Raw genomic sequence first — 26,775 nt, 5'->3', positions numbered from 1 at the left:
GACCGATGCGGATTTCGCCGCCGGTGATGTTCTCCAGCCCTGCCACCATCCGCAGCAGCGTCGACTTTCCGCACCCCGACGGACCCACCAGGATCACAAACTCGCCATCCGCAATGTCAACAGACACGCCATGCAGAACGGTTGCCGTGCCATAGGATTTATAGACGTCGCGAATGAAGACTGAGGACATCGGGTCGACCCATATGAAATATAAAGGGACTTAGGAAATGCGATGAGCGTCAAGCACGGCGCGATCGAGCGTGACGCCAAGGCCTGGAGCCTGTGGTACCAAGAGGCGACCTTCATCAAGCTGGGATGCGCTGCCAATGACAGGGCTACACAATGAATCACGCAGCGGGTTATCATAGACCATGCATTCGAAGCTACGGAAGCATTCCGCCGCTGCGGCAAGATGAAGGCTCGCGGCGACACAGATCGCTCCGGACCAGCCGACATGCGGCGCATAGGCCACATGGTGGGCCGCAGCCAGCTCAGCGATTCGCCATGTTTCCGTGATGCCGCCCGAGCGGGTTACATCCGGTTGGATCATGCCAAGGGAACGATCTTCAAGCGAGATCAAAGCCTCAGCGGCGACATAGTCACTCTCGCCAGCGGCGATCCTGATCGGAAGGTGCTGCGACAAGCGACGATAGCCTGCGCGATCATGGGGTACGATAGGTTCCTCAAAAAAATCGTAGCCAAGATCGGCAAGGGCGCGGCCGACGGTGATGGCTTCATCGACATCGTAGGCCCAGTTGGCGTCGACCCCGAGCAAAGTTTCCGGCGCAAGGCGCCGCACCAATGCAGCCCGGGCGATGGCATCCTTCACGGGTCGTCCGAGCTTTACCTTGATTTCACGAAAGCCGAGAGCCAGCGCATGAGCGACTTCAGCCTCAACGGTTGCATCGTCAAGCCAGTTGATCGACGATGCATAGGCGTTGACATGTGTTCGCCCCATTCCACCGAGCAGGCGATAGATGGGCTCGCCTGCGATCTTCCCGGCAATATCCCACAGGGCAATGTCGATGGCTGCAATAGCCTCTACCAATTGGCCGCCGGGCCGCCCCGTAAGGGCATTTCTCATGAGGCGCCACAGACGACGGCGATCGCGTGCGTCCTGACCGATCAGGCGCGGCGACAAGGCCTCATCAACAAGTGTCGCATACCCTCGCGCACCGCGCCGAGCCAAGCCTTCACCGATCCCGACAATCCCCGCTTCGGTCTCGACCTCAACCAACAGGATCTCGATAGAGGGGTAGTCGCCTTGCGAGGTTCGCTGCGCTTTCGGCAAAACCACTCTCAACGGATGAGTCGTTATCCTGCGGATGCGCCCAACCGCATCTAGCTGAGAGCTAGGTTCGGCTAAAGTAACGAGGGAGGAAGCGGACATCGCAATAAACCTCAACTCTTCAGATGAATCGTGACGAGAACGGTATTGGTGCTGCTCTCGGGCAACGTCGCGGCAAGGCGTAGCCAGGTGCCAAAATGCGAGACGCGGGCAAAAGTTACAGCGTCCTTTCGATCGGGGAGAGGGATTTCCGTGCCTTCCCAGACCCAATTCATGCCGTCCGGAGAGATTTCGACCCGCGCGCGGCCTTGAGGACCCGCCGGTGTCTTTAGGGAGCGCACGAAGATGATCGCCTCTTGAGCCCACCCTGCCTCATAGGGCTCCGTTGCCGCATCACCAGACCATGTTTCATTACGCGCAACAATTGCGCTCATGCTGGTGCGCATCAGAAATCTCCTGAGAGACAGACGGAATCAAGGTACAGGAATGCGCGCTTGTCGACGTCGGTCTCGGCAAAAAACGCGAGGTTGAGCATGCACCAAAGATTCTTCATGGCAGGAAGGCGCAGAGAATCGAAACCTGACATGTCGAAGTCACGGTCGTTGCAACGAAAGCCCGTGCAGGTCATCGAGGCTAGGTCGAAATCAAATCGGATATAGTGCCAGTTCACTTTAGTGGGGATTTCGTTGTAGCAGAGATGTTGCTCTCCGCCCGATAAATCCTCCCAATCCTCGGGCGCAAGATGGTAGTGGCTGATGGTCTTGTTTTCCGTGCCGAGCGGAATGATCGGGACGGAGCGCCTCTTGAATTGCCAGCGCTGCACATGCTCACCGTCACGGGCGTTCAGGAAGCGCATATGAGGCATCACCCGCTCGCCGCCGGCACCGTGACGATCGCCGACCTGCAGGTCGAAAAGGAAGCCGAAGGAGCGGATATCGCTCTCGGATAGTTTCAGCTCCGTCGCTTCGGGCTTGAACGTCACATAGGCTTCCATGCGAATAGGGCCTGCTTCACGGAAGGTGAGCCTCTTGATGGCGACGTTCTGCGCCCCGCGACGGGGTCGTGTGGCAATCTTGAGCGCATAGTTTCCGTCGACAGAATTATGCGAACCCGCATCCCAATGAGCAAGGCTGGACAGCATGGGAGAGGTATGCTGAGCATAGCCGGGAAGCATGGAGTCGATGCTGTTCTCATAATTTCCGACGAGCTGGGTCCAGCCGCAAAAGCCACGGTCGAAATCGTCCAGACAGATAATCCGGGGCAGGGGATCGAAGCGGCTCAATGCCGGGTCTGCCCAGGTGGCGGGCACCTGCGCCGCTCGGTGGTTGCCTAGCATGTATGATGTCTCCTGGAATTCATGATCGTGTCCATGTTCTTCATCCCTTGGTCGCGCCGGCGGTAAGACCCGCAACGAGGTGCTTTTGGGCGAGAACGACGAAGAGAAGGATGGGAAGGAGCTGGATGGTCGAGGCGGCGAAGAGAACTCCCCATTCCACACCTTCCACGGCGCCTATCATTTCGGAAATCACAAGGGGGGCTGTCTTCGCGCGCGTCGTGGTAAAGATGAAGGCGAACAGGAACTCGTTCCACGCGTAGACAATGACAAAAACTGCCACCGCCACCATACCTTGCGCAGACAATGGCAGGATAATCTTGCGGAGAATTTGCCCGCGGCTCGCGCCATCGATATGGGCAGCCTCGTCTACCTCCTTCGGAATCTGATCAATGAAAGTGCGCATGACCAAAGTGCCGAGTGACACGAAGAACGTGGCATAGAGCACGATCAGAATTAGGTGCGTATCACTGAGACCAAGAGCGTTGACGACCGGAAAGAGCGGCAGCGTAATGACGATCGGCGGAATCAGGCGAATGAAGATGAGGAAGAAGGCGCTTCCAGCCAGGATTCTGTGGCGGAAACGGGAATAGGCGTAGCCTGCCATGGCACTTGTGATCACGGCGAGAACCGTGGCGCCTATCGTTACAATAAGGCTATTGAGCAGCCCACTGAAAAAGTCGCTCCAGCGGCTGACGAGAGCCATATAGTTGGCCAGCGTGGGGTCGAAACCAAGTCGCGGCGGAACCGCGAAAATGTCCCGATCAGCCTTGAACGATGACATGACGATCAGCAGGATCGGCGCGAGTGACCAGACGAGAACAGTCGCGACTGCCACGATCTTCAGAAATCTACGAAGGAAAGATTTAGGGCGCATAGGTCGCAAACATGTCCTTGTAGAGCCGGCGTAGGTACCACAGCGCAAGGATGAGAGACGCGAGTACTAGGAGCCAGCCGGTCGCAGCGGCTTCGCCAAAGGCATTGTACCGAAAAGCTTCGAGATAGAGATAGACAGCGAGTACTTCCGTCTGTCGTGCGGGACCGCCGCCCGTGAGAAGCCAGACTTCGGAGAACAAGCGGAAGGCGAAGATGTAGCGGAACAGGACGGCGATCAGGATCGCTGGCATCAGCAGCGGCAGGGTTACTCGCCGGAACTGTTGGAGCGGCGTGGCACCATCCACCTTCGCAGCCTCGTAAAGCTCGCGCGGAATTGCGAGCCGCGCCGCATAAAGGATCACGAACGTGAATGGCAAATGTAGCCAGATGCTCAGCAGTGCGACAAGGATCAATCCATGAACTGGATTGATCGCCCATTCCAGGGAAGGCAGACCGAGCCAAGCAAGGACCTGGCTGACATATCCGACGTCGATATCGAAAAGATAGCGCCACATGACGACTGCGCTCACCTCGCTCACGGCGTAGGGTGCCAGCACCGCGGCGAGCAACAGAGGTGTCCCCCGTAATCCGCTGGCGAACAGAAGTGCGATTCCCAGGCCGAGCAAGAGCTCGAGATGAACGACGATCAGCACGACGAGAACGGTATTGCCGAGCGAGCGCCAGAAATACGAATCGCTAAGAACCTGGGCGTAGTTCTGGAAACCGACGAAGATAGGTTGCTGTCCGAAGGAAGACTGCGTCAGGCTAAGCCATGCCACGTAAAGGGCTGGCACGAAAATGACAGCGCCTATCAGGAGTTGGACAGGTGAAATCAGAACGATCGCCGGCCAGGGCATCGGGATGCGGCGCGGCGACGTTTTCGACGAAGGGCGCAATATCATCGTCAGTCCTCCGTTGGACCGTCAATTGAGCCGGCCGTGATATAAAGAAGGAACATGGCGAAGGCATCCAGTCACAGGAAGGCCGCGACCGCGGCATGTGTAGTAAAAATAAAAAACGAAGTCGCCACAAGTCAAGTTTTCTCTTGAAATTCGATTATTCTCGTAATTATTCTACAAAAGCCATCGGAATGGCGACGATGACCGACATGCGTCCGGCTGGATCCGACGGGCGCGGCAAATAACTGGGACATGGCCTGCCCATGCGAGACCGGATCCGGGAGGAGAGCATCATGGTCAATAGACGAGAAATTCTGGTGGGAGGACTTGCAGCAGCGACATTGCCTGTATTTGCAGATCTGGCCCGTGCTCAAGGTAAACAGATCAATGTATTTGCCCATCGCGTGCTGCAGAACGTATCCAATGGCACCAAGGGTGGCGACGTCACGCAGGGATTTACCAAAGTAGCCGGTGCTACGGTCAACTGGGTGACCTTCGAGACCGGTCCGCTTCACGATAGGCTCTTCCGTGAAGCGTCCCTTGGAGAATCGACCGTAGACGTGGCGTTCATCCTGAATACCTACGCGACGCCGCGGGTCGCGTCGATGTTCGAACCTCTCGATACCTATATGGCGAAGGACCCGATCCCGGATCTGAACGACGTCTTTCCGGGACTGCTGAAGGGTGTGACGCTGGACAATAAGCTGTTCGCCATGCCCTTCCGCCACGCCTCTACCGGTTTGCACTACAATGAGGAGATCTTTGCCGAGCGAGGCATCAAGGAGCCACCGCAGACGATCGAGGAATTCGTCGAAGTCGCCAAGAAATGTACTTATACGCGTGCCGATGGAACACCGGTGGTCGGGATGATCCTTCCTGGTGTCGCTTATCCCGAGGTTATCGCCCTCGCCAGGGCCTGGGATGCCGACTTCATCACACCCGACATGAAGGTCGTGGCGAATTCCAAGGAGATGGTGGCTGCTCTGACGATGATCCGCGATCTTTATACGTCAGGAGCGATCCCGAAGAACTTGACCGGCATGAAGGCTGAGGATGCCAACACATGGATGCAGAACGGTCGTGCTGCCATGGCCGCCAGCTCCATGAGCAGAAATGGCCTTTATAACGATCCAGCCAAATCGCAGGTTGCTGGCAAGATTAAGACCACCTACTTCCCCGTGGCGGCAGCGTTGAAGGGTAAGTATGAGGTTGCACCGACCAAGGTCGAATTCTGGAGCATGGCGATTCCGAAGAACTCCAAGAACAAGGATCTTGCCTGGAGCTTCATCAAAGCGATGTCATCCAAGGAGGCGGCATTGGCGGCAGCTCTCAACGGCAATGGACCAGTCCGCAGCTCCACCTACGACGATCCACGCATCAAAGCAGAATTGCCTTATGCAGAGGCGGAAAGAAAAGTCCTAAAGGTATCGCGCGTCCCGCTGCCAGCCTTCGACAACGCGGCGCGGGCTGCCGATTTCTTCAAGGAGGAGGCGGAAGCTGCAGTGTTGGGCATGAAGAGCCCGCAGCAGGCAATGGACGATTTGACCATACGCGTCCAGAAGCTTATCGGCTAAGCAGTTCCGCTCTGGTGATGTCCTTACCCAGATGGACAAGGACATCACCAGGTTCGGCCATGGCCGGGACGCGTCGGCAGAGGACAGTGCCGCTCGCGGTGAAGATGATGTCTTCGGTCGGGCGCTCCGGTCGCTCGGGATCGGACAGACGGCCGGCAATCGCGCCGGCATCGACATCCTGCCCCAATGTAAACATCGGCTCGAACAAGCCGCGTCCGGGGGAGCGCAAAAAATGCTCTGCCTCGATGGCGAGAAGCCGCGTTTGCGGCGTTGGACCTGCCGGAGGCAAGATGCCTATATGCGCAAGGGCGCGCGCAAGGCCCTGCTCAGCGATGTCAAGAGTCTCCTTCGTTACGCCCCCACCACCGGCGAGTTCCGTCGCCATCGCGACGACGCCCTTCTCTAGAGCTTCGGCCACCAACGTGCCCCGTGCCTCAGGCCTCCGGACAACAGCCGTCACCGGCGCGCCAAATGCTATCAGAAGATCTAGGACGCAATTTGCGAGCGGTGTATCCGAGGGGAGGCGTCCGAAAGCGCAGGGCAGATAGTCGAGAGTGCTTCCGCCACTGTGGAAATCCACGAGGTAATCCGCCTCTGGCAGGAGCAATCGGGAGATGCCCTCTGCAAGCTGGCTCGTCGGTCCGCCGTGGGGATCGCCTGGAAACAGTCGCGCAAGATTGCCACCGTCGAATGGAGACGTGCGTCGTCCTGCCAATGCGGCGGCAGGATGAGCGCAAGGCAGTATGATGACCCGCCCCTGGATGGCCTCGGGTCGAAGAGCGCGGGCAAGACGGCCAAGCACGATCTGGCCCTCATATTCGTCACCGTGAACCCCCGCGGTGAGAAGTGCTGTCGGCCCGCTTCCATTCTGAACGACTACGATCGGAATGACGATTTGGCCGTAGGCCGACCGATCATGGGACCAAGGAAGTCTAAGGGCTCCGATGGTGCGCCCCGGTCTGTCGAGGGGAATATCGAGCCGCGCCGGCCCCGGTTGCGTTGTCATGCGGCCCTGTCCGTTCCGAATGCATCGGCATGGGCGAACAAGCCCGGTGTCCCACCGGAGTGGACGAAGATGACGGAATGTTCATGCCGCACCAGCCCGGATCGCAGAGAGGCCTGAAGGCCTGCGAGCCCCTTGCCCGTGTAGATTGGATCGAGCAACAAACCCTCTGTGCGGCCCGCGAGCCTGACGGCAGCAACGCTTGCTGCCGACGGTTTACCGTAGCCTGGGCCGATTTCACTATCCACGATATCGAAATCCTCGGGCGTAAGTCGACATGAAAGGCCCAGGCGCGTCGCGGCGGCGTCCGCAGCTGTGACGATCCATGCTTTCAGGCGGGCTGCGGGCTGCTGTGCACTGATGCCGATCAATCGGGTCGGGCAGGAGAGATGCTTGAAACCAAGAGCGAGGCCCGCGAGAGACAACCCCGAGCCGCAGACAGAGATCACCACATCGGGAATGCCTGGGCCTGCTTCCGCATCTTGCATGAGTTCTGCTGCACCGGACATCCACCCCGCGATGGCGGTGGCGGCGCTGACTCCTGTGAGTTGTATGATGAAAGGCTTTTTGCCCTGCTGCTCGTAACCCGCAGCAATATTGGAGAGCTCTTGTACGATCTGCGAATCCCAGGGATCGGTGACTTGTGTGAAAGTGACGGTGGCCCCCAGAACCTCATCGAGCAGAAGATTCCCGACCAAGTCAGTGCCGGTTGCGGCGCGCAGGTGCAAGTGACAACTCAGGCCGAGTTTGGCGGCGGCTCCTGCAAGCGAACGGCAGAAGTTGGATTGACTGCCCGCGGTCGTGACGAGGGTGTCTGCTCCTGCGGCAAGCGCCTCGGCAAGAATGAAATCGAGCTGGCGCAGCTTGTTGCCGCCCAGGGCATAACCCGAGAGATCTTCCCGCTTCACGGATAATCGCGCCAATCCGAGAGCTGAAGCCAGCTTAGGCGCTGGATCGAGCGGCGTTGGCAGATGGGCGAGTGCCAGGCGGTCAAGCCCGGTGGTGGGATCGCGAACAAGAGGGGGCATGGCTTGAAATCTCGCGGCCGGCTTTTTCCAGGTCCGGAACGTTGCGTCCCGCCTAGGCTCCGTGTAGATTAATTACATGAATGGCCGAGTCAACCTGAGAAAGACATCGCATATCTTCAAGTTCGTATGTGTGGCAGGTGATTTTAGCCTGTTCAAAACCAATGCACGCGTCGCAAAATAGGAAGCTAAATGCCTGATAAGTCAGACGAAAAATTAGCAAGTCTCGCAATTGAGCTTCCTGCTATAACGAAGTCGGTGAAAAACTACATCCATACAAAACGAACGGGCGATCTGCTGTATGTCTCGGGCCAGCTTTGCTTTGGTCCTGACGGCAAAATTCCGCAACGCTACGTCGGAAAAATTGGCAGTGTGGTTTCGCCGGAAGACGGCTATTTGGCGGCTCGCCTTTGCCTCCTTCATGTTCTCGCTCATGCACGCCTCGCACTTGGATCCCTTGATGCGATCAAGGAATGTGTCCGGCTCGGCGGCTACGTTAATGCCGAACCCGACTACACCGATCTTGCAGCCGTGATGAATGGCGCTTCCGATGCCATCGTCGAGATCCTGGGCGAAAGAGGACGTCATTCCCGCACCACCATCGGGGTGGCGACGCTCCCGCTTGGATCTTGCGTGGAGGTGGAAGCAATTCTAGAAGTCGCCTCGCCGTGACGATGTTGCACGCGGGAAGGGAGATCTGGCGATGTCCGGGACCGAACTAGACGTCCAATTAACTTCGAATCGGTTTCTCGAGAAGTTGGCAGCCCAACGGGTACATCTCTCTCCGTCGGAAAGGCGAGTGGCGGACTTCGTGCTCGATCACCCTGAGCAGATCATTCGCATGTCGATTGCGACCCTTGCCGAAACGGTCGGCGTCAGTCAGCCGACGGTGCTGCGCTTCGTTCGCGCGCTTGGGCTTCAGCGTTATCCGGAATTGAAGCTTCTCACCGGACAGAGCATTGTTTCCGGCACTCCGTATCTGCACAGCGAAGTCGCCCCTGACGATGAACTCGATACCATCGTCACGAAGGTTTTTGACTCCAGCGTCTACGTTCTGAATTCGGTACGTCAGTCCATTGATCAGGATGCGCTTAGGCGCGTCGTCGGCATTCTGCATGACGCGCGTCGAATTGACTGCTTCGGCACCGGCGCTGCAAGTATCTTAGCCATTGAGGCGCAGCATAAGCTTATGCGTCTCGGTATACCGGTTGTGACCTATGGTGACACTCACTTGCAGCGCATGGCGTCCGCCACACTACGTCCCGGCGACGTCGCTATGTGCTTTTCTCACACAGGCGAGGTCAGCGACACGGTAAAGATGGCACAAATGGCGCGGCATGTCGGCGCGACCGTAGTTGCCGTGACGCGTCCTGGCACGACCCTTGCGGATGCTGCCGACGTGCTGCTCGCCGTAGATGCAAAAGAGAATACGGAGGTCTATGCCCCGATGACTTCTCGCATTGCTCATGCAGTGCTGATCGATGTGATTGCCACAGCACTCGCTCTAAGTTTCGGTGAACCGATGCTTGCGCGGTTGCGGGAGGTGAAGGACAGCCTTGTCGACCTGCGGCTCCAACCTCATCGCGATGAAGTTGTCAACTCGTTTCGGAGAGATCGCTCATGAAGATCTTCGTGGCTTCCCTCGCTACCGAGACCAATACCTTCTCTCCAATCCCGACCGACCGAGCTGCCTTCGAAGACGCATTTTACGCACCCCCAGGCCAGCATCCTGAAACTCCAACACTCTGCTCAGCTCCCTTCATCGCAGCTCGCCGAAGAGCGTGTAAGGAAGGCTTTACCCTGATCGAGGGGACAGCGACCTGGGCCGAGCCGGCAGGACTCGTAAGCCGTGACGCCTATGAAAGCCTCAGGGAGGAGATTCTTGGCCAACTTCGAGCCTGCATGCCAGTCGATATCGCACTGTTCGGTTTGCATGGCGCGATGGTCGCAGATGGTTATGACGACTGCGAAGGCGATCTTCTTACTCGTGCCCGCGCGATAGTGGGGCCGGATGCGGTCATCGGGGTCGAACTTGATCCCCACTGTCATCTCAGCGATGCCATGGTTGCTGCATCTACTGTCATCGTCACCTTTAAGGAAGTGCCACACACGGACTTTTTAGACTGTGCGGAGGACCTAGTCGATCTCGCCTTGCGGGCGGCTCGTTCTGAGATCAAGCCGATTATGTCGGTGGTCGATTGCCGCGCTATTGCCAACTTCATCACGAGCCGTGAACCGGGCCGCTCACTCGTCGATCGGATCAAGACGTTGGAAGGTCGAAATGGGATCCTCAGCATTTCCATCGTTCATGGATTCCCGGCCGCAGATGTCCACGATGTGGGAACTAAGATCATCGTGATATCTGATGCTGCACCCGAACGGGGAGAGGTGCTTGCTCGAACCCTCGCGAAGGATGTGCTCGCGTTTGGTGCCAACCGTCTGCCGCCGATGCCGTCGCCCACGGAGGCGGTGAGGGCGGCCTTGGACATGGATGGTGGCCCCGTTATATTGGCTGACCGTTGGGACAATCCAGGCGGCGGCGTTGCAGGGGACAGCACCTTCCTGATCCAGGAACTCTTGAAGTATCCGTCGGTTCCGGCAGCAGTCGGTGCTCTGTGGGATCCCGTGGCCGTCCAGTTCTGCCGCGCGGCTGGGGTCGGTGCACGGCTCGCACTTCGGATTGGTGGAAAGGTGGCGCCGAGTTCCGGCCCACCTGTCGACGCCAATGTTGAGATTGTTGCTTTCACGCAGGACTTGGCAGTTCCCTTCGAGAGCAGTCGTGTGTCTCTCGGCGCGGCCGTCGCTGTCCGCGTTGGAGCACTCTCTGTCGTTCTCGCATCGAAACGGGCACAGACGTTTCATCCTGATGTGTTCCGTAATCTCGCGATCGATCCAGAAGCGCAAAAGATCGTGGCCGTGAAGTCTGCCAGTCACTTCTACGCGGGGTTTGCGCCCATCGCTCGTGAGATTATCTATGTGAATTGCGGAGGTCCCTATCCGCCGGATCCGGCGAAAATTCCTTATACGAAGATTCGCCGGCCAATTGCGCCGCTCGACCCGATGCCTGAACTGGGCTTCTGATCCGCTTTAAGTGATAAAGCGGATCGCGCGCTGAATGTCGAAGAAATCGTCGGACACGAAACGAAGAGTACGCGGTGCAATATGTTCGACGCCAGGGTACCAGCTGCCACGAAAGGCCTCGACCGGTGTTGTGAATTCAATGATCAGCTCGAAACTGTCGGCCATCCGCGGCATGCAAGTTGCCAGATCCCGCGACAATGCGGCTTCTACGCCGTCTCGGATCGCTTTTACGGAGGCGCTTGGCGATAGGGATGATGTAGCCGGGCCGAAGCCTTCACTCGTTGCAACAGTACTGATGCCGGATACTAGAATTTTTGCATCTGCGCACATGCCAGCATCGCCCGCAAGGAACGTCGACGGTACACGATAGCGCGCTGCACATAGCGCATTGATCGTAAATTCAGACGCAACCTCACCGTTTATAAGAAGCTTCGATATTGTTCCGGTCAGCGTATGTGCTAGCGGATTGGTGTCCGTTCCGGCTTTGTTGTGGTAGCCGATATAGACGGCAGCGGAGTAGCTGTGATCAATGCCGAACATCATCATGTCGGGATGTCCGCTCCAGCCTCGTACGATACGGACATATTCAGGAAGTTTGGAGAGGATAAGGTTCCTTGCAGTGGAGTGGGCGTCCTTCACACAGACTTCGGTTGCACCAGCCGCCTTTGCCCCTTCGCATGCCGCGACTAGCTCATCTGTCATATACTCGCGAAACTCCGCATAGTCCGGATTTCCTTTCTTGGCTTCGTCCCAAGCAGTTATTCCGGCTGTGCCTTCAATGTCGGAGCTGATAAAGACTTTCATATCTCGCGTGTTCCTCATTTCAGATAAGCTCAGCGATCGACGACAGGAGCCGATCGATCTGTTCGGGAGTATGCTCGGAGAAGACTGCGAGACGCATCGTTGGGACGTCAGGCGCGTCGGAATATCCCGAAGGCTTCACAACCCTGACGATAATATCCCTAGCGTCAAGCTTAAGGCGTAGATGCTCTAGATCAGGTCCTCCCCAAACACTGATGATAGGGACCGGTGTTTCTGGTACATCAAATCCTAAACTGCGCAATCCGCTCCGCAATTGTTTGACATTACGAGCCAGGTTGTCTTTCATCTCCGGGTTCGATTGAAGGATATGCATGGCCGCAGCGGCTGCCGCTGCCGCTCCAGGAGTAAGCGGTGAAGCGCCACGCATAATCATCGCATTGGCTGCGATCTTCTCTGCAAGTTCGCCGCTGCCCGGAATAATACCACCCGACGCCCCAAAAGCCTTACTCAATGTTCCAGCGAAGAAGTTTCCGTCGCTCTCAAGCCCGGCGTGCTGGAGCGAACCTCGCCCGCTGGGTCCCAATGTACCAACGCCGTGGGAATCGTCTATGACCAGCAGCGCCCCTTCAAAACGATCCATGGCACGACGATACTCGTGCAATGGAGCAAGTGCACCGGAAGAGGGGAATACGCCGTCCGTCACAATGACGGGGCGTTGTTCTGGCGCGACATTGCGGGCCAATGCATCGGCCAGACACCCAGGGTCGAGATGACGAAAACTGTGGATCGGCTTCACCAACGTCCTCAGAGCGTCGCGAGCACTGTAATGGGTAGCCGCATCAACGAAGACAATATCGAATGCGTCGCGTAAACCTTGAAGAAGCGCCATCGGGCTTGAGTAGCCCGATATTAAGGTGACGACATGTTCAGCATTGAACCACGTGCGTAGCTGATCTTGGAGATCGTTGTAGACTTGCATCTGTGCGAGCGTACCAGGACCCATGCCGAACTGACGCGTTGCTACACAAGCGGCTTCAATGACATCCGGGTGGCTATGCAAGCAGTAATAACTGGTGCCACAAAAGTAGTCGACCTCGCGCCCGCCAATCCGCATACGAGGGCCTAGAGGAGATTCCATCCTCAATTGCCCATCGGCACTTTGAGCATTGCTCAATGCGCGCCCTCCGTCTGAGCATGGCGGCGTACTAGGAACATCGGACCGACACGAATGCCACGCTGGCCTTGATCGTCAACTGCATCGAGCTCAAGGATTTCTTCTTCGTAGAGAAGGCCATGCATGCGGTATCGACCCGCGTCGACTGGCTCGCATACATGCGTACAAAAATATTCGATCAGGCATCTGAGCTCGCCATGCCGGTAATAGAGATAACTGATGTTAAAGTCCGGGCCGTATTCGCCCAGATAGGGCGCGATCTCGGGCGGAACCTTCTCAGGCGGAAGTGTGTCGATCCGCGACCAATTCGCGCCTTTCCATGCGAGCGTACCGGGTTTTGGAAACGACAGATTCATGTGCGGATAGTCTGCACCACGACCGTAGATACGACCATCTATGACAAAATCCTTGCCGGAAACCGGCTTGATTTGAAGCGGAACGCCTTCGCCCATCAAATAGAGCTTTCCTCCCTTGCTCTTGATCTCGACCACTTCGCTGGCCGCCTCGTGCCGGTAATGTCCGGGCAATACCGCCAGCTGTTCTTCAGAAATCGGTGGTGAACTCTGTAACCGGTGGAGACGCGGCCCCATACCGCGTTCAGCGAGAACGATTCGCAGCCCATCTGCTCCGAGACGCGAAGCGATTTGGTTCGCGAAATCGAGAGTCGCAAAGATGAGAACACCAATTCCGGCCGTCGGCAGAAGCATCATCTGGGAGGCATAACCATAGACGGCACCGCCATGGCCCACTGAAGTCCAGCCGTCGATATCTCCAATACCGAAGCACAGACCATAGCCGCTTAGAGCCTTGTCGTGACCTGCGGGGCGCTTACCAATTGGGGTCCACATCTGCCGCAATGATCCGGGCGATACGATGGAACGACCGCCCGGCGCAAATCCGCCGCGAAGAAGACATTGCGCGTAGTTTGCCATGTCGCCCGTCGTTGAAAAAATATTTCCGGCTGGTGATCCGCCGAGACTGAAAACTGGCGCCGGGCTATCACCCTCTAATGTCCACATATTAGCTGGAGCCAGCCGCTCACGGATACCTGGCGCCATTCCGGACGAGGTGTTGTGCATTCCAAGTGGATTTAGAATGCTCTCGGTAATGTATTCCGAATAGCTTTTTTTCGTAAGTTTTTCGATCACCATTCCAACCACAGCAATGCCTGCGTTCGAATAGTGCATGACGCCAGCGCTCGGATCCTGCTTGAGCGTCGATGTAGCAAGTTCCGCTACCGTTTCGGAGAGAGGGGGGCGATTTGCATCCAGATAGTGACCGCTTTTAGGTTCTCTGACGACGCCAGCGGTATGGCTCATCAGTTTGCGGAGACTAATCTGGGTCCCATAGGGGCCGCTTTCGCGGCCCTTGAAAGGGTTTAGGGGCTGAAAGCCCGGTAGATATTCGGAGACATCGACGTCGAGATCAACAAGCCCTTGCTCGACCAGTTGCATGATCGCCAAAGCAGTGAATGTCTTGGTAATTGAGCCGATCCGAAAGCAGGTATCGTCCCGCATATCAAACCTAAGGTCGTGACGCTGGACGTGGCCCTGGGCCAAGAGGCGATCACGATCGACGAGAGCGTAGGAGATCGAGGGAATCTCCTTGTCTTCCACCTCATGGCGGATCAAATCTTCAAACTGCTCGATGGCGGCAGAAGTGAGCGCAGTCAACGACCATCTCCTTTGTCAACGGGTATGACGGGGGTCGAGAATATCTCGCAGTGTGTCGCCTACGAGGTTCCACGACAGAACAAATAGAAAGATTGCAGCTCCCGGAAATGCGAGGGTATACCAGTATTGGAACGGGTTCCCTGGTTGTCCGATGATCCAGTTTCGCGAATAGGCAATAAATTGTCCCCAATCCGCATAACCTTCTTCAGTCCCGACTCCGAGAAAGCTGAGCGCGGAGGCGGAAAGGACCATCGATCCTGTCGCCATCGTCGCAAGGACCAGCACTGGGAAGAAGGCATTCGGGATGATGTGTAGGGCAATGAGACGAAGATCGCTCGCTCCGTAGGTTCTGGCTGCGTGGACGTAATCCATCTCGCGGATCCGCAGAATCTCACTGCGAATGATCCGCGCATATCCCATCCAACCGAATGTCGCCAAGGCTATTGTGACGGGGACAATTCCCTTTCCAAGCAAGGCCGTGAGGACCATTGCGGCGATCAGAAAAGGCACCGCCATGAAGGCGTCGACGGCGCGCATCAGGATTTCATCGACCGCTCCGCCATAATATGCAGCAGTGGCGCCGACGATTGTCCCGACGAGAACCGAGATTGCGACAACGCCTAAGCCGATCTTGAAGGCTGTACGAGTTCCCCAGATGACAGCATAATAAATGTCGTATTGGCCCTCGGTCGTGCCGAAGACTGCGTCAGCCGATGGAGGTTGCGGTGTAGCAAGAAAGCCGGCCCGCGGCGTGTCGTAGGGTGTCATCTGAAATTCTTGCGGCGGTGCAAGAACCGGAGCGAAGACAGCAATCAATACGAACGCCAGAAGGATCGCGACCCCAAGAAGCGACATTGGGTTACCAGCGAGGTAGCGGAGGACTTTCACTTTGTCTTCACCCTGGGATCGAGAAGCGGGTAGATGAGGTCGACCAGGAGATTAAGGACGACAAGGACCAGGGCGAAGTAGAGTCCGAAGCCCAAGATCGCTGGGAAGTCCAGATTCGCAGCAGACTTGGCTGCAAACTGACCCAGGCCCGAATAGTCGAAGATCGTTTCGGTAATGACGACGCCACCCATCATGTAGGCTAGCTCCATGCCCGCGATCGTCGCTACAGGAAGCAGTGCGTTGCGCCGTGCATGATGTAATTCGACGACGCGGCGCGGCATGCCTTTGGCTCGTGCTGTCCGCACATAATCCTGCCTGAGCGTCTCGAGCATCGAGGTACGCATGACGCGCGTCATATTGGCAAGATTGACGTAAATAAGTGTGACGACAGGCGCTACGAGATGGCGGAGTGCGTCCAGAAAAACTGAAAGATTGCCATTCAGCAACGCATCGACGGTGTTCGCTCCTGTATAGCGAACGAAGCTGGGCGACGCGACAACTGCTTGGGCCCACTGACTGAGACGCCCTGGCGGAAACCAGTCAAGGGCGGAATAAAACACCAGCAGCATGAGTAAGCCGAAGACATAAACGGGAAAGGACCATCCCAGAATGGTGAACACGCGGATAAGATGATCGGGCCAGCGGTTGAGATAGATGCCGGCGCGAGAGCCGAGATAGATTGCTAGAAGGAGTCCAGGAAAGAATGCTAGGAAGACGAGCTCTATCGTTGCTGGCAGTAATGAAGCGAGCGCTGTGCCCACTGGCTGCCGCGCAGTTTCTGACCAGCCCAGATTTCCGGTAAGGATATTTCCAATCCACCGGCCATACTGAATGTAGAACGGGTCGTTCAAGCCGTATTGCTCGATGAGCATACGAATGCTCTCCTGACCGCCTTTGAGAAAATCGGGAGAGGGAGCATAGGCAGCCAGGCGTTGGGTCGGCGTCAGAGACATCTGCAACGCAAATATCATCAGAGATAGAGCAAACATGACAACAGGCAGCATCAGCAGACGCCGAAAGGCATAGTTCAGCACACGGAGTTCCGTTCGATACGAGAGCAGGACGGCCGGGCAGGCTAGCTGCCCGGCTACATACCAAGATCAGTTCGCCTTCTTGATCGTGTAGAAATCCCAAGCTCCGTACAGGATCATGTTGTTCACGTAACCGTCGATGTTGCTGCGGGTCACGATGTAGCCGAAGTCCTCCCAGAGAAACTGTGTTGTGGCATACTCGTACGACATCTCCTGGAGCTTGGCATAGATTGGCTCGCGTACAGCTGGATCGTTAGAGGCCCAAGCCTCGTCAAGCAGCGGCTTGAATTTCTCCTCCATCAAGTCGCGGTAGCCTTGTCCGACCATTCCCCCGACAAGTCCTGTCGGAGATAAATAGTAGGACGCAGCACCTAGCGGTCCACCTGGATCGGAATAGTCAGGTCCCCAGCCCATATACGTCAGAGGAGATGCCGGCTTTGCCCGGTTGTTCAATTTGTCTGAAATCGAGGCCCACGGCAACGATTGGATCTTCAGTTTGAACTTCGGGTTAATACGCTGCAGGCCTTGCTGCAAAGCGGACAGTGCGGCGGTGCCCTGTGGCGTGCCTTCTTGTACATAGGCCGTAAGAGTAAAGCCGGTTTCCCATAGCTTTCCACCGAAGGCTTTCTTGAAGTGTTCAGCTGCCTTCGCCGGATTGTATGAATAGATCGGCGAGTCCGGTCGGTAGCCCATGATCCCGCGCACCGTTGGGCCACGCGACTGCACGGTCTTGCCGAGCAGAACCTGCTTCAGCAGAACATCGTAATTCTGGGCGTAATTGAAGCCCTTTCGAACGTCGATATCTGCGAAGAAATCGGGTGGAATACCCGCGCCATCGAGCTTTCCGCTTCCGATGGCAGGGTTATCGACATCGTCGATGGGCCAGGCGAAGAACAGGCCGCGCCCGAAGACCTTAGGAAGTCCGTCAACGACCTTGATCCCGTCGGTCTTGCTCAGCTCGTCAAGGAATTCCACCGGGGTTGTGACGAAGTCTGCATCTCCCGAGAGTAATTGAAGTCGACGCGTGGTCCATTCAGGAACGGTGCGCATCACAACGCGTTCCAGGGATGCTGGGCCCATGAAGTAGCTATTGAATCGCTTCAGTGTGATGCGTCGCTCGGTTCGATTCCAGTCTTCCAGCATGAACGGTCCGCTGCCATTTTCTTGTGCGAATAGCGGATCTGCGCTCAGTTCTGGACGATAGTAATTGATCCAAGTATCGCCGGAGCCGTCCCAGCCGCCAACGGATGCAACCCATTCCCTGTCAACGATCGAAGCGCCGAACGGCAATGCAATCACGCCAAGAGTGGCAGGGAAGGATTTCGGGAGCTTTAAGGTTACTTTGTCACCCTCGACGGTAATCTGTGAAGCAAGCTGATCATAAACCTTCCGAAGAATTTCTGGCTTGGCTTCCTTGATTTTCGCGCCGCCGCCCTCGGCTTCTACCCACTTGGCGATATCTGTGTACTTTCCGGCGGTTACGACTTCCGTGATGGCGTTGGACATCCATGATTGTCCCATCAGGATGGCTCGAAGGAAGGTATAACGCACATCGTCTGGTGTGATTTCACCGTATCCCGGCTCTATGGACGATTTTTGCGCATCAGACAGGCCGTCATAGTATTCCCAGGAAATCTTACCGCCGGCACCTTTCAAGCCGACCTTGTGCGTATGCACGCCTTTGCGAATTGGAAAGGTATAGCTGACTGAGCCGTCCGGCCCTTGCTTGATAAGGCCATTTTCTAAGGATGGCACTTCAGTTGAGATGGCCGGAACGAAATCCGAAATCTCAGATCCTTTATAGTTTAGCAGCCTGCTATATACGTTTAGTACCCCGTAAGAGCTGGGGGTGTTCGCGATATAAGCAGGGTCGAAAGACTGGACATCGTCTGCCCAAAGGAAGACGAATGTCCCTGGATTCTTGGTTTCGGCGATTGCCGAGGAAGCGGCGGCGCCAAGTATTAGGCTTGCGACGATAGTCAAAGTTCGCTTCATCAAATATCCCCTGCTGGCTGGAGTCGTGCAATCTTCTCATTTTGGAGATGAGGCTACGGGCACACTTGTGTCGCTGTCCAATGTGCAGATAGGATTGCCCATGCAAAAAATGCATGGGGCAGTCTATGGAACTCGCTTGGTTCGAAGACTTTCTGGAGCTTGTCGCAACCCGTAACTTTTCCACCGCCGCACTAGCGCGCAGTATTTCCCAACCTGCCTTCAGTCGGCGCATCAAGTCCTTGGAAGCCTGGATCGGTGCCGACCTCATAGACCGGAGCACTTACCCGGTTCATCTGACGGATGCAGGAAACGTCTTCCTCCCACGGTGCCAGGAGCAGGTGCGTGAGATGTACCGACTGCGCACGGATTGTCGCAACGCAGCGGGTGCCAGCTCTCAGCTTGTAACATTTGCTGCGCTCCATACCCTATCGATCTATTTCTTTCCGACATGGATGAGTTCGCCGCAGATGGCGAGTTTAGCTACGCGTAGCAGCATGCACGCCGCCGACTTCATGGAGTGCATCGAGCATCTTTCCTCAAATAGGTGCGACTTTGCCATCACCTATGATCACCCAGACGGCCCTCCAGTATTGAAAACTGGCCCGTTCGAGTCATTGCTGCTCGGTACCGATCGGCTGATCCTTGTCTCGAAGGTGGATAGTCCGGGTAAGCCGCTCTACGATATTGATCGGTCCGATGGTGAGGAGATCCCGTTCCTCGCGTACTCCTGGAATGACGGCTATTTAGGCAAAATCATATCGTTAATCCGTTCGCGTTGGCGACAGCCTTTGAATCTGAGCACCGTCTATCAGTCGTCGCTGGCAGAAAGTCTGAAACATATGGTGATGGCAGGCCACGGGGTCGCCTGGCTGCCTCAGAGCTGCGCTCGCAAGGGCATTCTAGACGGCGAACTCGTGCAAATCGGGGGGCAGCAAATGTCCCTCGCTATGGAAATTCGTATCTTTCGGCGCGCGGGACCTCTGAGCCGGGCTGGAGAACAGCTTTGGAAGCATCTTCTCCATAATGCGGAAAGGCGGCCTGGGAGAGATCTTTCCATTCCTCGCTGATTATCCGCATCCAATCGCTGTGAATATGTGAAAAGTGAAGCATGGATGCAAAAAATGCATAATGTAGTTTCCTGAAGGGAATATCTGCCGTTTCTGTGCAATCATTCATCAATTGATCGCTGTTTGATCATTTAGCTGGCTTTTACTTGAGCATATATACAGCCCGAGCTCTCACAGAGGCTATTGACAGCATCTTGCCTGATTGCGTTCGATGTAAGTTCCGCCATGGGTAACCATGTGCAGGCTTGTGCCTGCGATCGAAGGAGAGACTCAGTGCTGCCTGATGATGTGATCCTGGCTGTCGAAGACCTTGAGGTCAGTTTCGCAAATCAGGCTCAAAAGCCTCTAAGAGCAGTTCGTGGAGTATCCTTCAATATAGCCCGAGGAGAAACTCTCGCTCTCGTAGGCGAGTCGGGTTCCGGAAAATCCGTTACCGCAATGACGGTTATGCGACTTACGGAGCACGACGGTGCGCGAATTACGGCCGGGCGAATTATGATGCGACTGAAGAACGGCCAAGTGATCGACTTAGTTAAGCTCCCAGAAAAGCACGTCGAGAAACTCCGGGGATCCGAAATATCGATTGTCTTTCAGGATCCAATGTCGAGCTTGAACCCCGTCTTTACGGTCGGTGATCAGATTGCTGAGGCAGTTACTCATCACCAAAATAAGACCAAAAGCGAAGCGCGCGCGATTGCTCTAAATGTGCTGAAGCTCGTTCGGGTCCCGGATGCGATCCGGCGCTTGGATCAATATCCTCACCAGTTATCGGGAGGAATGCGCCAACGGGTCATGATCGCCATTGCTCTCGCATGCCGCCCGTCGCTGATGATTCTCGACGAGCCAACGACGGCGCTCGACGTGACAATCCAGGCTCAGATATTGGACCTTGTGCGTGCATTGCAAACTGAGATCGGCATGTCCGTACTGTTTATCACTCACGATATGGGCGTCGTCGCTGAAATTGCCGATCGGGTCTGCGTCATGCTGAAAGGCGAGATCGTCGAGACGAATTCAGTTCATGAAATCTTCTCGAATCCTAAGCATGCCTACACGAGGGCGCTGATCTCTGCAGTGCCCCGTCTCGGAAGTATGGCTGATAGGGACGCTCCCGAAAAATTTCCCCTTGTAGTCTATGAGCCGGCGCGCTCGCCGGTTAAGGAGATAGGATGATACCCACTCCTACTGATGCAAGTACCAAACCGCTTGTCGAGGTCCGCGATCTTGTGACACGGTTTGATCTTAGGGCTGGTGTCTTGGGCCGACCGACCGGTCGCGTGCATGCCGTAGAAAAGGTCTCCTTTGATATCTTTCCCGGTGAAACCTTGGCGCTTGTGGGTGAGTCCGGGTGCGGAAAGTCTACAGTCGCGCGCAGCATCATGCAGCTGGACAAGCCGCAATCTGGCTCAGTACGCTTCGATGGCGTAGAAATGATAGGCGCGTCTCGTAAAGCTATGGCGAGCTTCCGCCGTGAAGCTCAGATGGTTTTCCAAGATCCATTTTCATCCCTAAATCCGCGTATGACCATTGCTCAAGCCCTGATAGACCCAATGCGGGTTCATCGCTTGGGCTCGTCCAGAGTACTTCGGTCTCGAGCCGCCGAGTTGCTGGCCAAGGTGGAACTTGCACCTGAGCATCTCGAGCGTTACCCTCACGCCTTCTCCGGCGGGCAACGTCAACGGATCTGCATCGCCCGCTCATTGGCTCTGAAGCCGCGGCTAATTATTGCAGATGAGGCAGTCGCCTCGCTTGATGTGACGATCCAGGCACAAGTCATAAATCTTCTAATGGATCTTCAGCAAGAGATGAGGATCGCACTCCTGTTCATCAGCCATGATATGGCTGTTGTGGAACGGATCGCTCATCGAGTAGCGGTAATGTACTTGGGTGAGATCGTGGAAATCGGAGATCGACGGTCGGTTTTTTCGAATCCGCAGCATTCCTATACACGAAAACTTCTCGCTACCGTGCCGGTCGCCGATCCATCGCGCCGGCCTATAGGTCGTAAACCGATAGTTGACGAAATTCCAAGTGCCGTTCGGCCCCTGAATTTTGTCCCTATTCATCATCCCATGCGAGAAGTAACTTCGACGCATTTCGTGCGTGAAGCGAGCCCCGCATGAGCTGATAAGAAATATAAGGAGCGCTTATGCACGTTCCTCCCAGAGCTTAGCGAGTTCGACAATCGTTCTTACTGCTTTTTCCATATCCTGACTGCTGATAAACTCCAGCGGAGAGTGGAAGGCGTGGCCACCGGCAAAGATATTGGCGCAGGGCAGCCCCATAAAGGAGAGGCGTGAGCCATCCGTTCCACCGCGAATGCTGCCACGCACAGGCGTCATGCCGGCGCGACGGATCGCCTCGCAGGCATAATCGACAATCTCCGGGTGCCGGTCGAGCACGACCTTCATATTGCGATACTGCTCCCTGACCGTGAAGGTGTAGTTGGAACCGGGATATCTTGCGATGACCTCCTTAGTAATGTTCTGAAGCAGTGTCTCTTGGCTCCCGAGACCTTCCTCCGTGAAGTCGCGGATGATGAAGCTGATGCTCGCCTTTTCCATTATGCCGGAAATAGCAATTGGATGGATAAAGCCTTGTCGACCCTTCGTCGTCTCAGGCGCCATATCCTTCGGCAGACGGTCAACGATGGAACTGGCGATTTTGATGGCATTTTCCATCTTGCCGTAGGCAAAGCCCGGATGAATCGCCACGCCTTCGATAGTGATCTCCGCCGCATCAGCAGAGAAGGTTTCATCCTCGACGGTTCCGGCGGTTTCGCCATCCATTGTGTAACCGACGTCGGCACCAAGCTTCTTGAGGTCGACCTTGTCGACACCCCGGCCGATTTCTTCGTCAGTAGTGAAGAGAATACGGATCGTGCCATGTTTGATATCGGGGTTGTTAATCAAGACCTCGGCGGCAGACATGATTTCGGCAATGCCGGCTTTGTCGTCCGCACCCAATAGCGTCGTGCCATCGGAAGTGATGATGTCGTTACCAATTAGGTCGCCCAATACGGGATGCTCGGAAACGCGAATGACTTGACGAGAGCCGCCCGGCAGTTGGATGTCGCCGCCCCGGTACTTGCTGACGATCTGCGGCCTGACACTGGTGCCAGAGAAATCTGGCGCCGTATCCATATGAGAACAGAAGCAAATGACAGGGACGTTGCTCTTAGATGTATTTGACGGAATAGTTCCGTAGACATAACCATACTCGTCGAGGTGCGCATCGGAAACTCCAATTGCGAGTAGTTCTTCAACCAATAGACGCCCTAGATTTTTCTGTTTCTCGGTCGAAGGCTGGGTAGAAGATGCTGCGTTCGACTGGGTGTCGATGACAACATAGCGAAGGAAGCGGTCGGTAACAGTAGTGGTCATAGGTGGCATCCAAATTAAAAAGGGAGGCTAGTAAACTTGTAGCTGGGGAAATTGATTTCGTGAATGGGTCACGGAAGAGCCCTTACAACACTTCATGAAATCGTATTTAGGCGCCTTTGTTGACTATCCTTGTTCCCGCACTGTTTGCCGGCTGGCGTCAGAACGAGGTGCATAGTCGCACGGGCATTCTGAGGATATTTTCCGAATTTAGCCACGACAATATCGCTATTGGGCGAGCTAGATTGCTCGATCACATCAGTGTGCAACAGCGACGGCGTCTCCAAGTTTGACTTTCCGGAGAATCATCGCAAGGACTACTGTAGCCGACGAAATCACCATTAAAGTCCAGAACACGTCGACGTAGGCGAGCATGGAGGCTTGAACCTGCACTTGCTGGCCGATCCATGCCAAGGCTTGGCCTCGAGCGGTCTCAGGAGAGCTGCCGTGAGCGATGAAGTAATTAATAACTTGCTGTAGAGTCTCTTGGTATTGAGCATTTGAAGGTATGATGTGCTCAACGAGCCGACTTTGATGGAACTGCTCTCGATGGGCCAGTACATTCTGCGCCAGAGATACGCCTATCGAGCCACCGGCGTTGCGTGCAACATTGATTAAGGCGGACGCCTGGTCCGTTTTGTCGGTCGGAATGCCCTCATAGGACGCCGTCGTAATAGGAATGAAAATGAGAGGCAAACCTATCCCTATATACATGCGCGAGCGCGCAAAGAACCAGAAGTCGAGTGCGCCATAGAGATTAGTCAGATTATACATTGCGAGGGCGATGACGAATGCTCCAATCGCGATCAAGTACTTTGGTTGGACTTGGCCAGAGAGTCGTCCTACGACAATCATCATTATCATCGTAATCAAGCCACCCGGCGATAGTACGAGACCGGCCCACATGGCAGTATAGCCAAAATTCTCCTGCAGCAGTTGTGGCAGGACCTGAGTGGTGGCAATCAGAATTGCGCCCGTCGCCAGCATAACCACGAAGCAGGAGCCGAACTGACGCGTAAATACCATGCGGATATCGACAACAGGATTGCGATGGCGAATTTCCCAAGGGATCATGAGTGCAAATGCGAGCCCGCTTGCTATGGCGAAAGAGATCACGAAGTTCGATGCGAACCAATCATCCTGCTGACCTCGATCAAGAATGACCTCAAGCGCTCCAAGAAAGGTAGCGACTAGGAGAAAACCAATCGTATCGAATCGAAAGCCCTGTTCGCGCAGCTTGCGGCGCTCCTCTGTCGCGGCCCGCGGTTCTCGGATAAGCATGAAAACGAGCGCCATCGATACGAGTCCGACGGGCCCGTTGATCAAGAAGCACCAATGCCAGGAGTAATTATCGGAAATGTAGCCACCAAGTGTGGGGCCGACGACAGGTGCGACAACAACAGCAATGCCGAACAGGGCAAAGGCCTGACCTCGCTTCTGCGGCGGGAAGGAGTCTGCTAAAATCGACTGAGACACAGGCACCATGCCGCCTCCACCAAGGCCCTGAAGAATGCGGAAGAAAAGTAGCGATTGGATACTCCAAGCGAGTCCGCAAAGAATCGAGCTTGCAGTGAAGAGCACAAGACATGCGAGAAAGAAGGTTTTCCGTCCCAGCAGTTTCGCCAGAAAGCTGCTGGCGGTCAGCGCGACGGCGTTCGCGACAAGATAAGTCGTCACTACCCATGACGCCTCGTCAATGCTGATCGCAAGACTTCCGGCGATGTAACGTAGTGCGACGTTGGCAATCGTGGTATCCAGAACTTCCATGAAGGTCGCGACGGCGACTACAATCGCGACCAGCCAGGAACCCTGTCCACCAACCGAGCCGCTGGCCGCCGAGGTTGGAACGCCATGAGCAGATGCCGGATTCGCGTTCACATCCACCTCGTCAGTCGTTCGAACAGCGAGGGCTGGGGTAGAACCCGGACCGTCGGAACAGCCGACATTCCAGGACCGATTGATACGTCGCGGGGAAGGCCGTCCATTGTCAGCTTTACTGGAACCCGCTGGACTATTTTTACATAATTGCCCGTCGCGTTCTCTACCGGGAGTAACGAGAAGGCAGTCCCTGATCCGGGTTGGATACTGTCGACGCGGCCGTGGATGGTACGCGCCGGATAGGCATCGATCGTCATGGTTACGGGCTGACCGGGGCGCATGAATGCAAGCTGCGTCTCTTTGAAGTTCGCGGTGACCCAGATCTCATCCGGCACGAACATCGCCAAACTCGTGCCTGCCTGGGCGAGCTGTCCGACAGCTGCGGTCAGACGAACGATATGGCCAGCTTGGGCGGCTGTGACGGTCGTATAAGAGAGATTGAGTTGAGCTTGGTCGCGCTGAGCTTCGGCCTGAGCGAGGCTTGCCTCCGCACTACGCCGCTGTGCCTTCAGGGGGTCGATTTGTCGTTGTGCAGCTGTCGTCGCTGCTTGCGTGCGCTCGAGATTAGCTCCCTGTTGCCTAAGATTTGAGGAGGATTGCTGTGCCTGTTGAATGGACCCAGCACCGCGACGGGCTAGATCCTCATAACGAGCGGCTTCCTGTTCAGCGAAGGTCAGCGCAGCTTGCGCCTGTACGATCTGCGCTTGGGCCTCGCTGATCTGTGCCTGCTGGGCCGTTATCTGAGCATCGATATTCTGGACATTGGCTTCGGCAGCCGTGACCTGGGCGTCTGCCTGCTCCAGAGCGATACGATAATCCCGATTATCGATCCGAGCGATAAGGTCTCCACCGCTGATGTGCTGATTGTCGGTCACGGCCACAGCCCTTAGATAGCCCGAAACCTTTGGCGCGATCGAGAACTGGCGCGAGTCGACAAAAGCATCATCAGTTGATTCAAAATGGCGTGCGTAATCCCAGTAGAGATAGCCTCCAAGGGTTGCTAGAACGGCAACTATCAAACCGAATGTTACAGCAACGGGATTATGCTTGAGGATATCCAGTAGTCGTTTGGTTCGACTCTTTCCAGAGGAAGCTCGATTTTCATCAGTTGTATCGGTTCTTACGTCGTCGTTGAGCGACCCGTCCTTGGCCTCCCGATCTCGCAGAACTGGCTCGCCTTTCGACGAGTTCGCTCGCTTTGCGAACTTGTCTTGGTGAGGATTCCCAACCTGTTGTGGTGAGTCATCGAGCATGCCCATCTCCAGAGCTCGTTGCCTCACATTTTTGCGACCGTGACTTATATCCTACCATGGCCGATCGACGACAAGCATCCGCCTTCGTTTCCGCAGGAAGGATAAGCGCGTATTCCTGCGCCGTTGTATCTCTGCCTTAGTCGTCGAGTCGATCTGGAACGAGGAAAAGGCATTTATACGTGGGTAAAACAGATCCGGCAGCAATCCTGTTCCGTAAGCGTGGCAAATGGGGCCAGGTTTCCCTCTTCGCGTGCTAAGCAATCTCAGTTACTTGTAGAGGAAAGTTGAAGCCCCGCGGGCAAGCATACAGTCCAGTCGACCTTTCCGCGACGTTGTCTTTGATCGGGCTTCAAAGGCGCTGCGTCGGAAGGGTTTATGCAAAAATTATGACGACTCTATTTGAGGTTCGATCCCATTCATCAGAGGCAACTTCCTTGCGCAATACAGTGAGTTGTACTTAGAGCTACTTTGTCTTTTACTTCGGTATCGGACGCGACAAGGGAGGAATGGTGGTGACTCTACATGATCATCGCAGAGGATGCACTTCTCTAAGCGAGGAAGATTCACACTTGGGCCGAACTGGCGGCGACTGGAC

At 55.8% G+C, this 26,775-nt stretch carries 22 protein-coding genes and 1 pseudogene; 6 read left to right on the top strand and 17 right to left on the bottom strand.

Annotated features, from left to right (window positions below; genetic code table 11):
• The 6 genes from K9B37_RS22400 to K9B37_RS22375 all read right to left on the bottom strand — a co-directional run.
• Nucleotides 1-190, bottom strand: a 190-nt coding sequence (locus tag K9B37_RS22400; RefSeq protein ID WP_224315763.1) for an ATP-binding cassette domain-containing protein, incomplete at its 3' end; no start/stop codon positions are given.
• Nucleotides 191-220: 30 nt separating this feature from the next.
• The gene (locus K9B37_RS22395; protein WP_224315768.1) at nucleotides 221-1,297 is read right to left on the bottom strand and encodes a mandelate racemase/muconate lactonizing enzyme family protein; all 1,077 of its coding nucleotides are present in this window, start codon (nucleotides 1,295-1,297) and stop codon (nucleotides 221-223) included.
• A gap of 104 nt (nucleotides 1,298-1,401) precedes the next feature.
• Entirely contained in the window at nucleotides 1,402-1,734 is a 333-nt protein-coding gene (locus tag K9B37_RS22390) for a hypothetical protein (RefSeq protein ID WP_224315762.1), read from the bottom strand.
• Nucleotides 1,734-2,624, bottom strand: coding sequence for a DUF6772 family protein (locus K9B37_RS22385; protein ID WP_224315761.1), 891 nt, complete (start codon nucleotides 2,622-2,624; stop codon nucleotides 1,734-1,736). The genes K9B37_RS22390 and K9B37_RS22385 overlap by 1 nt, the downstream gene beginning before the upstream one ends.
• Before the next feature lie 40 nt (nucleotides 2,625-2,664).
• On the bottom strand, nucleotides 2,665-3,459 hold the full coding sequence (locus K9B37_RS22380; RefSeq protein ID WP_224315760.1) for a carbohydrate ABC transporter permease: 795 nt from the start codon (nucleotides 3,457-3,459) through the stop codon (nucleotides 2,665-2,667).
• 28 nt (nucleotides 3,460-3,487) lie between these two features.
• Complete coding sequence (locus K9B37_RS22375; RefSeq protein ID WP_224315759.1) at nucleotides 3,488-4,399, bottom strand: carbohydrate ABC transporter permease; 912 nt, start codon at nucleotides 4,397-4,399, stop codon at nucleotides 3,488-3,490.
• Between the two features lie 290 nt (nucleotides 4,400-4,689).
• On the opposite strand from K9B37_RS22375, the gene K9B37_RS22370 reads away from it, so the two are divergent.
• Nucleotides 4,690-5,970: an ABC transporter substrate-binding protein gene (locus tag K9B37_RS22370; protein WP_224315758.1), complete on the top strand. Its 1,281-nt coding sequence runs from the start codon at nucleotides 4,690-4,692 to the stop codon at nucleotides 5,968-5,970.
• Here the strand turns inward: K9B37_RS22370 and K9B37_RS22365 are convergent.
• Together K9B37_RS22365 and K9B37_RS22360 are read right to left on the bottom strand one after the other, a co-directional pair.
• The gene (locus K9B37_RS22365; RefSeq protein WP_224315757.1) at nucleotides 5,960-6,976 is read right to left on the bottom strand and encodes a succinylglutamate desuccinylase/aspartoacylase family protein; all 1,017 of its coding nucleotides are present in this window, start codon (nucleotides 6,974-6,976) and stop codon (nucleotides 5,960-5,962) included. The genes K9B37_RS22370 and K9B37_RS22365 overlap by 11 nt on opposite strands.
• Entirely contained in the window at nucleotides 6,973-8,001 is a 1,029-nt protein-coding gene (locus K9B37_RS22360) for a 1-aminocyclopropane-1-carboxylate deaminase/D-cysteine desulfhydrase (RefSeq protein ID WP_224315756.1), read from the bottom strand. Before K9B37_RS22360 ends, K9B37_RS22365 begins: the two co-directional genes overlap by 4 nt.
• A gap of 189 nt (nucleotides 8,002-8,190) precedes the next feature.
• Here K9B37_RS22360 and K9B37_RS22355 point away from each other — a divergent pair, with 189 nt between their 5' ends.
• From K9B37_RS22355 to K9B37_RS22345, 3 genes are read left to right on the top strand one after another with little or no spacing between them, the layout of a single operon-like run.
• A complete protein-coding gene (locus tag K9B37_RS22355) occupies nucleotides 8,191-8,670 on the top strand; it encodes a RidA family protein (RefSeq protein ID WP_224315755.1) in 480 nt (159 codons plus the stop codon).
• A 31-nt stretch (nucleotides 8,671-8,701) separates the two neighbouring features.
• On the top strand, nucleotides 8,702-9,622 hold the full coding sequence (locus tag K9B37_RS22350; RefSeq protein ID WP_224315754.1) for an SIS domain-containing protein: 921 nt from the start codon (nucleotides 8,702-8,704) through the stop codon (nucleotides 9,620-9,622).
• Nucleotides 9,619-11,079, top strand: coding sequence for a M81 family metallopeptidase (locus K9B37_RS22345; protein WP_224315753.1), 1,461 nt, complete (start codon nucleotides 9,619-9,621; stop codon nucleotides 11,077-11,079). Before K9B37_RS22350 ends, K9B37_RS22345 begins: the two co-directional genes overlap by 4 nt.
• 6 nt (nucleotides 11,080-11,085) lie before the next feature.
• Here K9B37_RS22345 and K9B37_RS22340 read toward each other — a convergent pair whose 3' ends face one another.
• From K9B37_RS22340 to K9B37_RS22315, 6 genes are all read right to left on the bottom strand, one after another.
• Nucleotides 11,086-11,883, bottom strand: coding sequence for a M55 family metallopeptidase (locus tag K9B37_RS22340; RefSeq protein WP_224315752.1), 798 nt, complete (start codon nucleotides 11,881-11,883; stop codon nucleotides 11,086-11,088).
• A gap of 19 nt (nucleotides 11,884-11,902) precedes the next feature.
• The gene (locus K9B37_RS22335) at nucleotides 11,903-13,015 is read right to left on the bottom strand and encodes an aminotransferase class I/II-fold pyridoxal phosphate-dependent enzyme (RefSeq protein ID WP_224315751.1); all 1,113 of its coding nucleotides are present in this window, start codon (nucleotides 13,013-13,015) and stop codon (nucleotides 11,903-11,905) included.
• Nucleotides 13,012-14,688: a serine hydrolase domain-containing protein gene (locus K9B37_RS22330; protein WP_224315750.1), complete on the bottom strand. Its 1,677-nt coding sequence runs from the start codon at nucleotides 14,686-14,688 to the stop codon at nucleotides 13,012-13,014. The genes K9B37_RS22335 and K9B37_RS22330 overlap by 4 nt, the downstream gene beginning before the upstream one ends.
• A gap of 15 nt (nucleotides 14,689-14,703) precedes the next feature.
• Complete coding sequence (locus K9B37_RS22325; RefSeq protein WP_224315749.1) at nucleotides 14,704-15,576, bottom strand: ABC transporter permease; 873 nt, start codon at nucleotides 15,574-15,576, stop codon at nucleotides 14,704-14,706.
• Complete coding sequence (locus K9B37_RS22320; RefSeq protein WP_224315748.1) at nucleotides 15,573-16,610, bottom strand: ABC transporter permease; 1,038 nt, start codon at nucleotides 16,608-16,610, stop codon at nucleotides 15,573-15,575. Before K9B37_RS22320 ends, K9B37_RS22325 begins: the two co-directional genes overlap by 4 nt.
• A gap of 66 nt (nucleotides 16,611-16,676) precedes the next feature.
• The gene (locus tag K9B37_RS22315; protein WP_224315747.1) at nucleotides 16,677-18,602 is read right to left on the bottom strand and encodes an ABC transporter substrate-binding protein; all 1,926 of its coding nucleotides are present in this window, start codon (nucleotides 18,600-18,602) and stop codon (nucleotides 16,677-16,679) included.
• A 125-nt stretch (nucleotides 18,603-18,727) separates the two neighbouring features.
• Here K9B37_RS22315 and K9B37_RS22310 point away from each other — a divergent pair, with 125 nt between their 5' ends.
• Together K9B37_RS22310 and K9B37_RS25075 are read left to right on the top strand one after the other, a co-directional pair.
• On the top strand, nucleotides 18,728-19,669 hold the full coding sequence (locus K9B37_RS22310; RefSeq protein ID WP_224315746.1) for a LysR substrate-binding domain-containing protein: 942 nt from the start codon (nucleotides 18,728-18,730) through the stop codon (nucleotides 19,667-19,669).
• Between the two features lie 225 nt (nucleotides 19,670-19,894).
• Nucleotides 19,895-21,792: pseudogene (locus tag K9B37_RS25075) on the top strand (ABC transporter ATP-binding protein).
• A gap of 24 nt (nucleotides 21,793-21,816) precedes the next feature.
• On the opposite strand, the gene pepT reads toward K9B37_RS25075, so the two are convergent.
• From pepT to K9B37_RS22285, 3 genes are all read right to left on the bottom strand, one after another.
• Entirely contained in the window at nucleotides 21,817-23,052 is a 1,236-nt protein-coding gene (pepT, locus tag K9B37_RS22295; RefSeq protein WP_224315743.1) for a peptidase T, read from the bottom strand.
• 255 nt (nucleotides 23,053-23,307) lie between these two features.
• Complete coding sequence (locus K9B37_RS22290; protein WP_439651779.1) at nucleotides 23,308-24,927, bottom strand: DHA2 family efflux MFS transporter permease subunit; 1,620 nt, start codon at nucleotides 24,925-24,927, stop codon at nucleotides 23,308-23,310.
• The gene (locus K9B37_RS22285; RefSeq protein WP_224315742.1) at nucleotides 24,924-26,180 is read right to left on the bottom strand and encodes an HlyD family secretion protein; all 1,257 of its coding nucleotides are present in this window, start codon (nucleotides 26,178-26,180) and stop codon (nucleotides 24,924-24,926) included. The genes K9B37_RS22290 and K9B37_RS22285 overlap by 4 nt, the downstream gene beginning before the upstream one ends.
• Nucleotides 26,181-26,775 lie beyond the last annotated feature (595 nt).

The sequence above is a fragment of the Microvirga puerhi genome (assembly GCF_020089865.1).
In the GTDB taxonomy this organism is placed as follows: domain Bacteria; phylum Pseudomonadota; class Alphaproteobacteria; order Rhizobiales; family Beijerinckiaceae; genus Microvirga; species Microvirga puerhi.
This window is presented reverse-complemented; position numbering and strand designations above follow the sequence as displayed.

What these genes read in the sequence shown, in the direction of transcription:
- pepT (WP_224315743.1), bottom strand. Translation starts at nt 23,052, where the DNA reads ATGACCACTACTGTTACCGACCGCTTCCTTCGCTATGTTGTCATCGAC.
- K9B37_RS22390 (WP_224315762.1), bottom strand. Translation starts at nt 1,734, where the DNA reads ATGCGCACCAGCATGAGCGCAATTGTTGCGCGTAATGAAACATGGTCT.
- K9B37_RS22355 (WP_224315755.1), top strand. Translation starts at nt 8,191, where the DNA reads ATGCCTGATAAGTCAGACGAAAAATTAGCAAGTCTCGCAATTGAGCTT.
- K9B37_RS22350 (WP_224315754.1), top strand. Translation starts at nt 8,702, where the DNA reads ATGTCCGGGACCGAACTAGACGTCCAATTAACTTCGAATCGGTTTCTC.
- K9B37_RS22340 (WP_224315752.1), bottom strand. Translation starts at nt 11,883, where the DNA reads ATGAAAGTCTTTATCAGCTCCGACATTGAAGGCACAGCCGGAATAACT.
- K9B37_RS22365 (WP_224315757.1), bottom strand. Translation starts at nt 6,976, where the DNA reads ATGACAACGCAACCGGGGCCGGCGCGGCTCGATATTCCCCTCGACAGA.
- K9B37_RS22310 (WP_224315746.1), top strand. Translation starts at nt 18,728, where the DNA reads ATGGAACTCGCTTGGTTCGAAGACTTTCTGGAGCTTGTCGCAACCCGT.
- K9B37_RS22370 (WP_224315758.1), top strand. Translation starts at nt 4,690, where the DNA reads ATGGTCAATAGACGAGAAATTCTGGTGGGAGGACTTGCAGCAGCGACA.
- K9B37_RS22375 (WP_224315759.1), bottom strand. Translation starts at nt 4,399, where the DNA reads ATGATATTGCGCCCTTCGTCGAAAACGTCGCCGCGCCGCATCCCGATG.
- K9B37_RS22315 (WP_224315747.1), bottom strand. Translation starts at nt 18,602, where the DNA reads ATGAAGCGAACTTTGACTATCGTCGCAAGCCTAATACTTGGCGCCGCC.
- K9B37_RS22345 (WP_224315753.1), top strand. Translation starts at nt 9,619, where the DNA reads ATGAAGATCTTCGTGGCTTCCCTCGCTACCGAGACCAATACCTTCTCT.
- K9B37_RS22285 (WP_224315742.1), bottom strand. Translation starts at nt 26,180, where the DNA reads ATGCTCGATGACTCACCACAACAGGTTGGGAATCCTCACCAAGACAAG.
- K9B37_RS22385 (WP_224315761.1), bottom strand. Translation starts at nt 2,624, where the DNA reads ATGCTAGGCAACCACCGAGCGGCGCAGGTGCCCGCCACCTGGGCAGAC.
- K9B37_RS22360 (WP_224315756.1), bottom strand. Translation starts at nt 8,001, where the DNA reads ATGCCCCCTCTTGTTCGCGATCCCACCACCGGGCTTGACCGCCTGGCA.